The sequence below is a fragment of the Stutzerimonas stutzeri genome (assembly GCF_002890895.1).
In the GTDB taxonomy this organism is placed as follows: domain Bacteria; phylum Pseudomonadota; class Gammaproteobacteria; order Pseudomonadales; family Pseudomonadaceae; genus Stutzerimonas; species Stutzerimonas stutzeri_AB.
In genome coordinates, this window is record NZ_POUL01000002.1 from 25668 (window position 1) to 39700 (window position 14033).

The window sequence follows — 14033 nt, forward strand, 5'->3', positions numbered from 1 at the left end:
CGCGTGTGCGGCCAACTTTGATCGACGTTCAGGAGGGCTCCCATGCCCAGCATCAAACTCGCCGATGGCGAACTGAATTACCGCTTCGATGGCCCGGTGGATGCGCCTGTGCTGGTGCTGTCCAACTCGCTGGGCACGACATTCGACATGTGGGATGCACAGGTCCCCGCATTCAGCGAACACTTCCGTGTGCTGCGTTATGACACCCGTGGCCACGGCGGATCCTCCGTTACCCCCGGCCCGTACAGCATCGAGCAGCTCGGCCGGGACGTGCTGGATCTGGTCGATTCCCTGGCGATCGACCGTTTCGCCTTCTGCGGTTTGTCCATGGGTGGCCTGATCGGCCAATGGCTGGGCATCCACGCAGGCGAGCGCTTGACCCGTCTGGTGCTGTGCAACACCGGCGCGAAAATCGGCACCGACGCGGTGTGGAACGAGCGGATCGACGGCGTGCTGCGCGGCGGCGAGCAGGCCATGCGCGACATGCGCGATGCCGCCATTTCACGCTGGTTCACAGCGACCTTTGCCGGTCGCTCGCCCGAGCAGACTGGCCGTATTACCCAGATGATCGCAGGCACCTCACCGGCTGGATACGCCGCCAACTGCGCTGCGGTGCGCGATGCCGATTATCGGGAGCAGCTGGGCGCGATCAAGGTACCGACGCTGGTGGTCTGTGGCCGCCACGATCCGGTCACGACACCTGAGCACGGGCGCTTCATCCAGGCTCATGTGGACGGTGCACAGCTGATCGAACTGGAGGCGGCGCACCTGTCGAATGTCGAGACAGGCGATGAGTTCACCCGTCCGGTGCTGGCGTTTCTGCGCGGCTGAGCGATCCTCGATTCGATAAAAAACCGGGCCGCAAGGGCCCGGCAAAAGATCAATGAGGAGTCATTGCTGTGTTGCTTTCTGGTCTTACCAGAGCGCCAGGGTGTAGCTGAGAATCACGCGGGTTTCATTGATGTCACTGCCGAAGTTGCTGCGCACGGTGGCGTTGCGCACCTTCATGCCGAGGTTCTTCAACGGCCCGCTCTGGACTACATAGGCGATGTCGGTGTCGCGCTCCCACTCTTCACCTTCTCCGCCGCCTGCCAGGTTGACGTTGTCACCGGACACATAGCGGGTCATCAGGCTCAGCCCGGGGATGCCCGCCGCGGCGAAGTCATAGTCGTAGCGGACCTGCCAGGATTTCTCGTCTTCGTTACCGAAGTCGTTGATCTGCAGCAGGTTGATCAGCATGTTGTCGCCACCGCTGATATACGCAAAACCGGTGTCGCCGCTCAACGTCTGGTAACCGCCAGTAAACGCGTGGCCGCCGAGCTTGTAAGTGAACAGCGCACCGAAGGCGTTGTTGTCGACGTTGCTGCCGCCGTCATCGGTGGAGCGCACGTAGCGCAGGTCGGTCTTGAAGCTCTGGTTTTCGCCGAGCGCCATGATGTGGACCAGCTGCGTGTTGTGTTGCTTGTAGATGCCGTCCAGTCCGCCGTAGTAATAGCTACCGGTCAGTTCGGGCATGAACTGGTATTTGCCGCCGGCGAACATGAACTCGTCGCTGGTGGCGGTATTCCCCAGCACAATATTTCGCGCGCCGCCATTGAACACCGCCATCTCTTCGTAGTTCGAGGAGTCACGGTAGCTGGTGCGGTCGAGCATGCCGAGATCGAGCGTCAGCCCATCGACCTCTTTGCTCTGCAACCAGGCACCACGGTAGATGCTAGGCAACAGACGGCTGTCGTTGCGCATCACCACCGGGATGATCGGTTGCAGGGTGCCGACGTGCAGGGTTGTGTTGGACATCTTCGCTTTGGCGGTCAGGCCGGCGGTGCCGTAGTCGTCGGACGGCTGACCGGACGAGCCCCTCTGCAGGATGCCGGTGCCGGAGCGATCCGGGCTGGAATCGAGCTTGACGCCCAGCAGGCCGAGGGCATCAAGGCCAAAGCCGACCGGCCCTTCGGTGTAGCCTGATTCCATTTTCAGAATGAAACCCTGCGCCCACTCGTCAGCCTTGGACTGCGGAGCGCCGGACTGACGGAAATCACGGTTCATGTAGAAGTTACGCAGCTCGACGGTTGCCTTGCTGTCATCGAGAAATGCGGCGTTGGCGGTGCCGGCAGTGCCTAGCGCAACGCCTAGGCAAAGGAGGCCGCGGGTGGTCTTGCGGTGGTCTTGCATGGTCTTTCCTCTTGTTGTTATTGGGTTGGCCTCAGCGAATGCCGTGCCAGCTCTGGTTGGGCGCGCTAACAAATCCCGGAACAGCGTGCGCAGAGCGTCATCGGAGCAGGATGTGCAGTTGCTGCACCGAGGATCTGAGGCAGCGGCGACGGATCGGATGTCCAATCGTGCGGACATGTTCAGGGCAGGAGCCAGGAAGTGTTCAGTCCGCTGGACGCTTGTCGGGGAGGCTACGAAGCGCCGCATTCATCCTGAGCAGCATGAATGCGGCGGCGGCTTCAGTGCCGGCCTTGATGGCTCTTCACGCAGACAAAGCTGGAGGCGTCGTTTACATCGCCGCGTCGCTTGTACTTCGGCCAGCCGGGGTATTCACAAAGTGGGCGGGTGCGACCAGGGACGGCGACGGTGTCTGTGACGATCTGGCGCTTGGGCGCGAAGCCCACCTCGACCCAGTTTTCCAGCGCCGACAGCGAATCCCAGGCGGCGTTGAACACCGTGCTGGCCGCATGGGCGTAGCCGGGGATCTCGTAATAGCGCATGAACCGACGGGTCTGCCCAACGCCCATGTCCAGTTGCACGCGCCGGTAGTACTCAGCCGTGGCGCGGGTGCTGACCAACTGATCCGAGGTGCCGTGAGCCATCAGAATCTTGCCGCCATTGGCAACGAATGCCGACAGATCAGTCTGGTTGACGTCCTGGCGCAACGACAGCGCATCGACTCGCGCTTGCCACGGGCCAAGGTTGGCGGGGTCAAGTGTCAGCGAGTTGAAGGCTGGATTGCGGGTCACGAAATAGCGCACCCACTCATCCCAAAACCCGGAGTGGTAGGGCGCGCCCTCGGCGAAGCCTGTGCCGTGTACCGGCATCGGATAGTCGGGCTGCAGGGTGTTGAGGCCAAGCCGGTTGACGATCGCTTGCAGGCCTTCGCCAGGCCGTCCCAGATCGGTGCCCCAGGTATTGAAGCCGGGGTAGCCGCGTTCGCCACTGGCCAGGGGCTGGCTGAAACGGATCGGCGTATCGAACACCTTGAGCGCACTGATCTGCGCATCGGACAAGCAGCTGCTACCCGTGTCAGCGCCATCGGAGCAGCGCAAGGGGCGGCCGTTGAGCTTGGCGGTGGCTGGATCGAACTGGGCGTTGCATGCCGCCTGGTTGCTGATCACCCCGTCGCGCACGCCATCAAGCCCGTCGCAGGCCTGCATCGAGGCTTCCAGCAGGGCAGAGCGCTTTTCCAGGCTGGGGTAGGCGCCCGGCGAGGCAAGCGCGCGGGTAATGCGGCCAAATTGCAGATCGAGTGCGGCGGCGTTGTAGGCCGGGTAGAGCACGATCGCGCCGTGAAAATCCGTTGGCCACTGCTGCACCACCGCAAGCGCCTCTCGGCCCCCGGTGGAACCGCCGGCGAAGTAGCTGCGCACCGGAGGCTGGCCGTAGCGTTGCTCGATCAGGTACATCGCCGTATCACGGGTCTTCTTCAAGGCATCGTGACCGTAGTTGGCCAAGGCCTCTTCGTTCCAGGCGAAGTCGCCGGGGTTGAGGGGATTGGCTACGTGGCCAGAGTCGCTGGCGAACACCGCATAGCCACGGCCCAGCGGCGTCGGCTGGTCGACCGGGCCGGCCGGAACATTGCCGGCCACGTTTGGCACGGTGCCGTTATAGCCGCCACCGCCATACATCATCGCTTTGCTGTTCCATCGTTCAGGCAGAACGATGCGCATCCTGATGTTGGGCGCGCTCCGGTCAATCGGCGCGATTTCCACGCTCAGGTCGCAATATGGGCCAAAGGTTTGCGGTGCGCTGCCACCGCCTGGCACCAACGTCGCAGCGGTAACTTTCGCTCCAGAGGTCGGCAGAGCTATCGCAGCGGCAGGAATCTGGGCACCGTTCAACTCAGCGCAACTGGCAGCGAGCGTGGGTTCGGCCGCTGCCAGCGCGAGTAAGGCCGGGATCGTCAGCCGCAGCCGCTGGGATGTGGCGTAGCGAAAGCGGGGTGCATGGGGTGCTTTCATTTGGCGTTTCCTTCTTCTTGTTGTCATGCCTTGTAGCTGACGCCACAAGGTGGATACCCGAGAAGACAGCGCTGCAACCGGGCCTGGAGGTTGAGCCAAAGCTGTGCCAGTCATACGTGGGTCGAGGTTGAGGCCGATGACCGGTCACCAGATCACAGGCGGACCGCTCTAGCGCGTCGAGCAGCAGGTTGAACGCGGTGCTCTCAGACGATCTCGTCTGTCCAAGTTGCAGGACATGGATAGGCGCAATGTCGTCCCGTCTGGACACTCTGTATGGCTACTCGGACTTTTTCGACAGGCGGTGCGGGGAGAGTCGCAGAAAAGCTGCGTTCAGGCGTGACGGGGCGCCTGAGCGATGACGTCTGTGCTTGTAGCACGCCAAGCGTCGCGGTTGTCGCCAGTTAGTCCAAGCGGATCTGATCCGCGAACCGGCTATTCCAAAACCTCCCGACTATACTTTCGTCGCGTGCGCGCACAGGCCGCATGCCCCCCGCCTTTTTTGTAGAGATCAGCCCGCCCCATGGAAACGCTTTACCTCATCTTCCTGCTGCTGCTTGCGGTCGGCGCAAGTCGCATCCTGGCCAACGTTGTTCCGCTACCACTGCCGATCATGCAGATCATCATGGGCAGCGTGCTGGCGCTCCCGCCGTTTGGTATGGGCGTGGAACTGCGGCCCGAGATCTTCATGCTGCTGTTCATTCCCCCGCTGTTGTTCTACGACGGCTGGAAGATACCCAAGCGCGAATTTACCGAGCACGGTCCGGAAATGACCGCCATGGCGCTGGTGCTGGTGCTGATCATTCTGGTGGTGGTGGGCTATTTCATTCACTGGTTGTTGCCGGCCATTCCGCTGGGCGCCAGTTTCGCCTTGGCCGCGATCCTTTCGCCAACCGATGCGCTGGCGGTGATCGCCATCGCCCAGGGCCGGCTGCCACGGCACATGTCTCACCAGCTGGAAGGTGAGGCGATGATGAACGATGCCACGGGCCTGGTCTCGTTCAAGTTCGCCTTGGCTGCGGCCATCACCGGTTCGTTCTCTCTCTTGAACGTCACCGGAGAGTTCTTTGTTATTGCGCTGGGCGGACTGGCAATCGGAGCAGGGCTGAGCTGGTCAGTGGGCAAGGCCAAGCAGTGGATGACCGCGCGGGACCTGTTCGATCCCTCGACCTACGTGGTGATGATCCTGCTACTGCCGTTCGCTGCGTTCTTCCTGGCTGAGCATGCCGGCATGTCCGGCATTCTTTCGGCAGTAGCAGCAGGCATGGTGCAGAGCCGCATCGACATGCTGCCGGTCAAAACCAGCACCCGCATCCTCAACCGTAGCATCTGGGAAATGCTCGATTTCAGCTTCAACGGACTGGTGTTCCTGTTGCTGGGTCTGCAGTTCCCGCGGATCGTTGAGCGTGTCTGGCAAGCGGCCGGGCACGAGACCTACAGCATGCCGATGCTGGTGTTCAGTGCGCTGGCGATCATGGCGCTGCTGCTGGTAGTGCGCTTCGGGTTCGTGTTTGCCTATCACTGGGGCGAGGCCCGGGTGCGCCGCCTGCTCGGCAAGACGGTTCAGCCCAAGCCCCTTGGCTTGTTCTCCGCACTAAGCGCGGTGGCTGGCGTGCGCGGCGCGATCACCCTGGCCGGTGTGCTCTCGATCCCATTGATGATTGGCGACACGCCGTTTCCCGGCCGGGATCTGATGATCTTCCTCGCTGCGGCGGTGATCATCCTGTCCCTGCTGATCGGGGCGCTGGGTATTCCCTATTTCCTCAAGCAGTTACCCAACAACGACTTCGAAGAACATCGGGAAGAGTTGAAAAAAGCCCGTCGAATCGCCGCTCAGGCGGCGGTCAGCTGGCTGGAGAACTGGAAACAGGCCAACCCGGTCGAGAACCCGGACGAGATGCTGCTGCGCAGTGAGGTCACGGCGCGGGTTACCGAATCCTACCGGCACGACATCGAGGCCCTGATGGATCACCACGGCCGGGCAAACCAGGCACGTGAAACCATGGCGCTGGAGCGCGATATCCGCCTCAACGCCATTGCTGTGCAGCGCAAGGAAATGTATCGGATGAGAAAGCGGCACGAGATCGACGAGCAGATGCTGCAGACGCTGCTACGTGAACTCGATTACGAAGAGGCCGCGCTGGGCGCTGGTGAGAGCGTTTAACCGCCTACCGAGTCCTGTTGTTGCTCGGGTTCAAGCACGGCAATCGTATGGTCGCTGTGCTTGAACGCCACCAGCTGGGTCAGCCAGGCCTGCAGCACAGGAGAGTGAGATTTCCGGTTGCGCATCGCGATCGCCAGAATCTCGCGAGCAATGGTGACAACCGCGCTCTTGCTGCCGAGAAAGTGCCAGTTGAACCAGCCGTCGCCATAGGTCAGCGGCGTGTGCTGCCCGGCCGGTAAGGGGATGTAGACCTTGACCGAAAGATCGAAAAGCACTTCCGGCTTGGAGATGATCAGCAGCTTTACATCCGCCACCTTGCTCAACCAATAGCGATGATCGAAGCGCCCCCCCGTCAGTTCCGCAGACTGGCTCAAGGCATCGTTGATCAGCGCTCGGTTATCAATGAGTTGCACGGTAATGGCTTCCGTCTGCAGGGTGGTGGTTGCGCATTTCGAGCTGAAGCGATCAATACGCAGCAGGACGAAATCCGCGAGATAGTGCGGTGCGAGGCCTTCAGCCGTGAACTGTTCAGCCTTCGCTTGGCATGACGGGTTATCGGTTGGTCGAGGGTTTTGTTTAGCCCCGAGCGCGCGAAAAGTTCGTCCGTCACGCAGCTCTTATCTGCTGAATGCCTTTGTCGCTGCCACCATTCCCGGTGTAGGTGATCGCATAACCGTCGGGGCGTACACGAGCAGAACGAAGGCGTGCGGGGAGACAGCAGCCTGCAGCGAACGGATGACGCTCTGGCGGACGCCATCTCGGAATCAGATGCGAGAGCTTCGCTTAGTCGTTGGAGTCCAACAGAACCCACTGATCAGCACGAGTGCGTTCAGGCCGGCGTTGCACCGGCACTCGCTCGCAGCGGGGTTTGAGCATCAGTAAGCCATCCGCCGCGAGGCTTCAACGTGATCTGCTGCATGCCTCTGATCAAGCACAGGGGCGTCAGCCCGAAAGCGGAAGGTCCAGCGGTTCAAGGCTGTCCAACCTGCTGGGTCGCGGGTAGCCGCCGATGCTCAATCAGCCGACCATCAGGGTCATTTGGCAAACAGCTGGCTCATGTCCTTGAAGGCTTTGAATTCCAGGGCATTGCCGCAGGGGTCGAAGAGAAACATGGTGGCCTGTTCGCCTACCTAGCCTTGAAAGCGCACGTAGGGTTCGATCACGAACTGAGTGCCGCGGGCGCGCAGGCGCTCTGCCAAGGCTTCCCACTCGGGCCAGCTGAGCACGATGCCGAAATGCGGGACCGGGACGTTGTGACCGTCCACCGCGTTGGTGTGTGCGGCTTCCTGCGTAGCAGTGCGCGGGTGCTCGTGAATGACCAGTTGATGGCCGTAGAAGTCGAAGTCGACCCAGTGCTCGGACGATCGTCCTTCGGCCAGGCCGAAGACTTCACCGTAAAAGCGGCGCGCGGCCGGCAAGTCGTAGACGGGAATCGCAAGGTGAAAAGGGGAGAGGCTCATCAGGGCTTCCTTCTGTTGTGGGGCCTTGAGTGCCATCTTGCCGATTTGTCGCACCCGTCAACAGCGGATATCGTTCATGTCGAGCCTCGAATATTTCGATCAATCTAGGTCTTTATGATCCGTGAACTGAGAACTTTTCTCGCGGTTGCCCGCTGCGGCAGTTTTGCTGCTGCAGGCCACAAGGTCGGTCTGACTCAATCCGCCGTCAGCGCTCAGATCAAGAATCTCGAAACGGCGCTGGGCCTGCGTTTGTTTGATCGAACGGGCCGCTCGGCTTATCTCAACCCGGCCGGACTGCGGGCCGTGCCGATGGCCGAGCAGATCCTAGAGACGTTCAGTCTGATGGGGCAGCCGGACTCTCTCGAAGACTACCGGGGCGAACTGCGCATCGGTGCGATCGGGACCGTACAGACCGGGCTGTTACCGTCAGTGCTGCTTCGCCTGCTGGAACAAGCGCCGGGTGTCGCGCCAAAGCTGATTCCCGGCGTTTCGCTGAACCTGCTGTCGCAGGTCGATGCTGGCGAGATCGACCTGGCCATCATGATCCGACCGCCGTTCGCCCTGCCCAAGGAACTGCACGCCGAGCTGATTCAACGCGAGCCGTTCGTGCTACTCACGCCGCTCGACGTAGCCGGTGATGACCCGCTGAAACTGCTCGTCGAGCAGCCTTTCGTGCGTTACGACCGCAGCTCGTTTGGCGGTCGGCAGGTGAGTCAGTTCCTGCGCAAACATCATCTGGATGTACGCCCAGGCCTGGAACTCGATGAGCTGGATGCCATCGTCAAGATGGTCGCCTGTGGTTTAGGCGTCGCGCTGGTGCCAGAGGCCGGCTTATGGCTCGAGCGTCAGCCGACCGTTCGCGTCCTGCGTCTGGGGGGCGCGACCTTTTACCGGGAGCTGGTCTTGGTTGGCCGACACAGCGCCCGACAGCTGCCGGTGCAGCAGCTGTTTCGCCGCTGTGTGCGGGACGTGCTGGCGGAGCAGGGTCGTCCGGCGGCTGCTTAGTGAATCGACGAGATAGAGCGTCTGCCAGCCGCGCCGAACGTCGGCTACAGAAGGCTTTTTTCGGGGCATGCCGGGCTCTTGGGCTACCCTAGTCAAGGTGGAAGGCAACGCAATGCCGCGCATATGGATTCGCCTCAGAACGGTAACCGACTCTGTGGGTCCAACCTGAAGCCCGCCATACACTCCATTGGATAATCTGCATGGCCCAACCAGATCTGCAATCCCGGCTTGCTTTCACGCTGCAATCGGCTGGATTGCTGGAGTGGTACGTCGAACTGGACGATTCGCTGAGCGATACCCAGGCAACGGTCGAAGCCGTTACCCATGCGCTCGATGCCTGTTCTTTAGGCAGCACCTCGCTTACCGAATTTCTTGAACATATCCATCCCGACGACCGCGATCCGGTCGCCGAACATGTCGCCATAGCGCTCTCGACCGGTAATGAGGTGCGCTTCGAATGCCGTGTCCTGGTCGGCGACAGCGGCGTGCAAATGGTCAGCGTGACCGGTCGCTCCACCGCCCATCCCGAACTACGCGCGCTGCATTTCATCAGCCAGGACGTGACTGACTGCCGCCGCTCCGAGGCGATTGCCGAAGGGCAGATGCGCTCACTCGAGCTGGCGGTGGCCGGTGCACCTTTGACGGAGGTACTGGTTGAACTTACCCGCTCGGCGCAAAAGCAGTCGGCTGGAACCATTCGTGCCGCGATCATGCGCCTGGACGAGGATGGCAAGCTGCGATTCGTTGAAGCCTCCAGCCTCCCTGCGGATTTTGTCGCAGCGGTAGATGAGATGGATGCCGGTTCCAATGAATCGAGTTGCAGCTTGGCGGTGCGCACCGGCAAGCCAAGCGTCGCCGTGGATATCGGTAGCGACCCGTATTGGGCCACGCACCGGGACAAGGCGCTCGAGCATGGCCTGCGCGCCTGCTGGTCGACACCCGTGCTTTCCGACGGCGGCGAGGTGATGGGCACCATCGCCTGTTACAGCACTGTCTGCAGCGCGCCGTCGTCCCTGGAGCAGGAAGGCATCACCCTCCTGGCCAACACGGCAGCATTGGTGGTGCAGCGTGATCGAGCCAACCGGGCGCGGGCCAAGGTTGAACGAAAAATGGCAGCCAACGAGCGCCGCTTCAGGGGGCTGGTCAAAGCGACGAATAGTCTGATCTGGTCTGCTTCGCCTGAGGTTGATCTTGTCGAGCCGCAGCACGATTGGGCTGAGTTCACTGGGCAGACCTTTGAGCAATCGCGAGGCAAGGGCTGGCTCGAAGCCGTGCATCCAGAGGACCGCGCCGAGCTTGAATCCGTCATTGAAGAAATGTGTTCGGTCTATACCAACAAGCGCGCGGAGTACCGCATTAGGCGGGCGGACGGCGAGTATCGGCATATGTCCGGTCATGCGGTGCCGATCTTCGATGACCGCGGAATCATGAAGGAATGGTCAGGCGGGCTGACCGACATCACCGACCGCAAGCAGGTCGAGCACCGGCTTCACCACATGGCCACGCATGACTCCTTGACGGGCCTTCCCAACCGCACCTACCTCAACGATCACTTGCGCGAATTGGTCAATTTCATCCCGGAAAACCAGCAGCTGATGATCATGCTGATCGACCTGGATCGCTTCAAGGAAGTGAACGACTCGATGGGGCATGGCTACGGCGACGTGCTGTTGGTGCAGATTGCCCATCGCCTGCGTGAGGCGCTGCCATCCGGTGACCTGGTGGCGCGCCTGGGCGGGGACGAGTTTGTGGTGGTGGCCCATTTACCTGACGGGGTGCGCTCGGCCGAGCGGCTGGCGACCGACCTGCTGCATGCGATCCAGGTGCCCTGCGATGTGCTCGGCACCCGTTACTACCCCTCGGCATCGATGGGCATGTGTCTGTATCCAAACCCTGACACCACCATCGACGAACTGCTACAGCACGCCGATATCGCCATGTATCGCGCCAAGGATGCAGGCGGCACCGGGATGCAGTTCTTTTCCGCCGAGATGAGCATCGAGACCAAGAACCGCATGGCGCTGGAGCTCGATTTGCGCGAAGCGCTGGAACGAAACGAGTTCGTGCTGCATTACCAGCCGCGCATCTGCCTGGACGACGACACCCCGTGCGGTGTGGAAGCGCTGATCCGTTGGAACCACCCAAGCAAGGGACTGGTTTCACCGGCAGTGTTCATTCCCATCGCTGAGGCCACGGGCCTTATCTGCAAGATTGGTAACTGGGTGCTGCAGCAGGCGTGCAAAGACATTCAGCAGTTGACCGAGCGCATCGGTACCGAGTTGATGCTATCGGTCAACGTGTCACCGGTGCAGCTCAAATCGCCGACATTGTGCAGCGAAGTCAGTGGAGCATTAAGTGCGGCCGGGTTGGATACGCACCGTCTTGAACTGGAGCTGACCGAGTCCGGGCTTATCGAAGACACCGACACGTCGCATCAACTGCTGAGAAACCTTGGGGCCATCGGCGTGCGGCTTGCCATCGATGACTTTGGCACCGGGTACGCCGGAATCGCCTATTTGCGCCAGTACCCTATTGATGTCGTGAAGCTCGACAGGACATTTCTCTGCCCCTCAAGCAAGGCCGACAACTGTCTCGACTTCATCAAAGCAGTGACCGAAATGTGTCACTCGCTTGGCATGCGCGTTGTGGCCGAAGGTGTGGAGGATGCCGATATGCTGCGTCAGTTGATGCGGTCGTCATGCGACGAGGCGCAGGGCTATCTGTTCGCCCAGCCCATGCCGCTGACCAAGCTGGGGGACTACATCATCGATCGCCGGGCGAGTTGAGCTTTACGCCGTTACTGCCCGCGCTGAACTCGATTCTTGTAAGAATCAGATGCACGGTGGCTTCTGCCCGCACAGTCGGCTCTGTACCATTTGCCTACACCACTACATTAGATGCGTTGGCCAGACCGCTGCGGCGGCTGACTGGCGCACTGCTGTCCAGCACAGCAGCCCCTTCAGACTATCGGGCGCTTACGTAGTGGCTTCTTCTATGCAGACGTTTGAGTGCTAAACGGACGCGAAGGGCAACCTCACCTGTTCCTAACTACCGGAAAGCACCGACGTGACTGCTGACATTTCATCCGAGGCCAGGCGGCTATTGATTGGCACTGGCTGCGGCGTCGATTTCTCTCACCTGATCCAGCTACTGGACGAAGAGGGTTATGAGATCGCTTTCTGCTCCAGCGACAGTTTTTTTCAACAGCTGGATCACCGTGTAGGTGCGGTGATCGCCACCGACCGGTTCCTTGCATCGGCGATGGCGAGCGGCGGCGCCGTCATGGAGGCAAGCGACAAAGCGGATATCCCCTTTGTCCTGATTTCCGACACCCGGAGTGAATCACGCGACGACTTCACCGCGATCAAGGAGCGGTTGCCTGCATGGTTACCGGACCTGGTGATTCTTGAGCAACCGGTAACACCGGCAGCTCTGCTGAGTACTGTGGCGATGGCTTGGCGCTCACGGCTCCGTCAGTTCGAAATTGCAGACCGTCTTGTCGAACTTGCTGAGCAGCAGGCGACGCTCGAGAGGCTGGTCGAACATCTTCCGGTTGGCATATGCCTGATCGACGTGAACGGGACCACCGTACTCAGCAATCCCACCTACGAGCGATATGTGCCCAATCGCAGAATCCCATCTGCCGACACTCAGCATGCCGAACGGTGGGTGGGGCTGGACAGCGAGGGTCAACTGATACCGCGCAATCGGTTCGCCGGCGCCCGTGCGCTGCGCGGAGAAACGGTGGAAGGAGCGGATTTCCGCTACTACCCAGACGAAGGGCCCGAGCTGTGGACGCGCGTCAATGCCGTGCCGTTGTATGACAGCCAGCGGAAGATCAAAGGCGCGGCCCTAGTGGTCATCGACATCAACGCTGAAAAGCAGAACGAAGAGATGCTGCGCCGTTTCAACGATGATCTCGAGTACCAGGTCAAGGCACGCACCCGTGCGCTGGAAGAGGCATTGGAAAAGCTGACGCAGGAGAGCCAGGAGCGCGCCCGAACCGAAGAGCAGCTCCGTCAATCCATGAAGATGGACGCGGTGGGTCAGCTCACGGGTGGCATCGCTCATGACTTCAACAACATGCTGACCGGTGTGATCGGCGCGCTGGACCTGATGCGCCTTCGTATTGGTCGGCAGCAATACGGCGATCTGGATCGCTACATGACGGCCGCTCACACGTCCGCCAGCCGAGCGGCGGCCCTGACCCAGCGTTTATTGGCGTTCTCCCGCCGACAGTCGCTTGAAGCCCGCGCCACGTCGGTGAACCCACTGATTCTGTCGTTAGGTGATTTGCTCAAACGGACCATGACGGAGCGAATCAAGCTTGAGCTTCAGCTTGACGACAATGCTGGACTGGCATTGGTCGACCCCAACCAACTTGAAAATGCCTTGTTGAACCTCTGCATCAATGCGCGTGATGCCATGCCCGACGGGGGCACGCTGGCGATTGTGACCAGCCGGGCTGATGTCGACGAGGCAGACGCGATTCGTCTGGGTGGTAACAAGGGGGGCTATGTCAGCATCAGGGTATCGGACACCGGGGTTGGCATCCCTGAGTCTGTGCTGGGGAAAATTTTCGAACCTTTCTTCACGACCAAACCTTTGGGGCAAGGTACTGGGCTGGGCCTTTCCATGGTTTACGGATTCGTCCAGCAGAGCAGCGGGTTCGTCTCGGTAACCAGCGAGGAGGGCGCCGGAACGTCGATCACCTTGTATATACCACTGGCGCAGACGTCTGCTGTCGAGAAGGCATCGACCGTCGCACCCGTGGATTTTACCTGCGGTAAAGGGCAGGCGATCCTGGTGGTCGAGGATGATGATTCGGTACGCCTGCTGCTAGCCGCGGCGCTGGGAGACTTTGGCTATCAAGTCCACCTCGCTGAAGACGGTCAGCAGGCGTTGAGTCTGCTCGATGGCTTGCATGCGTTGGACTTGTTGATAACCGACGTCGGGTTGCCCGGTCTGAACGGCCGCCAGCTGGCAGAAATCATCCAGCAGAAACGGCCAGATCTGCCCGTCCTGTTTATCAGTGGCTACGCGGAAAACGCGGCGATTCGATCCGAGTTTCTCGGCGTGGGGATGAGCATGATGACCAAACCCTTCACGCTCGAGCATCTGGCAGATACGGTTTCAGCCGCCTTTGAAGCGCAGGCTGCATCGGGCGCTATTTGAAGACGCACGCAGAGGGCAGGCACAGGCACAGGTGCTGGCCAGTGCCTGCTGGCT

Annotated in this window: 8 protein-coding genes and 1 pseudogene; 5 read left to right on the top strand and 4 right to left on the bottom strand. The window is 60.9% G+C overall.

Annotated features, from left to right (window positions below):
• The first annotated feature begins 42 nt into the window (after positions 1 to 42).
• Positions 43 to 831, top strand: a complete 789-nt coding sequence (pcaD, locus tag CXK96_RS03175) for a 3-oxoadipate enol-lactonase (protein ID WP_102835064.1) — start codon at positions 43 to 45, stop codon at positions 829 to 831.
• Between the two features lie 84 nt (positions 832 to 915).
• On the opposite strand, the gene CXK96_RS03180 is transcribed toward pcaD, so the two are convergent.
• Positions 916 to 2172 carry an OprD family porin gene (locus CXK96_RS03180; protein WP_102835065.1) on the bottom strand — a complete coding sequence of 419 codons (1257 nt, stop codon included), beginning with the start codon at positions 2170 to 2172 and terminating at the stop codon, positions 916 to 918.
• Positions 2173 to 2450: 278 nt separating this feature from the next.
• Positions 2451 to 4178 carry a tannase/feruloyl esterase family alpha/beta hydrolase gene (locus CXK96_RS03185; protein WP_256061638.1) on the bottom strand — a complete coding sequence of 576 codons (1728 nt, stop codon included), beginning with the start codon at positions 4176 to 4178 and terminating at the stop codon, positions 2451 to 2453.
• Between the two features lie 520 nt (positions 4179 to 4698).
• Here CXK96_RS03185 and CXK96_RS03190 point away from each other — a divergent pair.
• Entirely contained in the window at positions 4699 to 6339 is a 1641-nt protein-coding gene (locus CXK96_RS03190) for a Na+/H+ antiporter (RefSeq protein ID WP_102835066.1), read from the top strand.
• Here CXK96_RS03190 and CXK96_RS03195 read toward each other — a convergent pair.
• Both CXK96_RS03195 and CXK96_RS03200 read right to left on the bottom strand, forming a co-directional pair.
• The gene (locus CXK96_RS03195; RefSeq protein ID WP_102835067.1) at positions 6336 to 6752 is read right to left on the bottom strand and encodes a hypothetical protein; all 417 of its coding nucleotides are present in this window, start codon (positions 6750 to 6752) and stop codon (positions 6336 to 6338) included. The genes CXK96_RS03190 and CXK96_RS03195 overlap by 4 nt on opposite strands.
• Positions 6753 to 7373: 621 nt before the next feature.
• Positions 7374 to 7799, bottom strand: a pseudogene (locus CXK96_RS03200) (VOC family protein).
• 114 nt (positions 7800 to 7913) lie between these two features.
• Between CXK96_RS03200 and CXK96_RS03205 the strand changes: the two are divergent.
• From CXK96_RS03205 to CXK96_RS03215, 3 genes are all read left to right on the top strand, one after another.
• Positions 7914 to 8804 carry a LysR family transcriptional regulator gene (locus tag CXK96_RS03205; protein WP_102835068.1) on the top strand — a complete coding sequence of 297 codons (891 nt, stop codon included), beginning with the start codon at positions 7914 to 7916 and terminating at the stop codon, positions 8802 to 8804.
• Between the two features lie 200 nt (positions 8805 to 9004).
• Positions 9005 to 11590, top strand: a complete 2586-nt coding sequence (locus CXK96_RS03210) for a sensor domain-containing protein (RefSeq protein WP_102835069.1) — start codon at positions 9005 to 9007, stop codon at positions 11588 to 11590.
• 280 nt (positions 11591 to 11870) lie between these two features.
• Complete coding sequence (locus CXK96_RS03215) at positions 11871 to 13979, top strand: ATP-binding protein (protein ID WP_102835070.1); 2109 nt, start codon at positions 11871 to 11873, stop codon at positions 13977 to 13979.
• Positions 13980 to 14033: the final 54 nt, after the last annotated feature.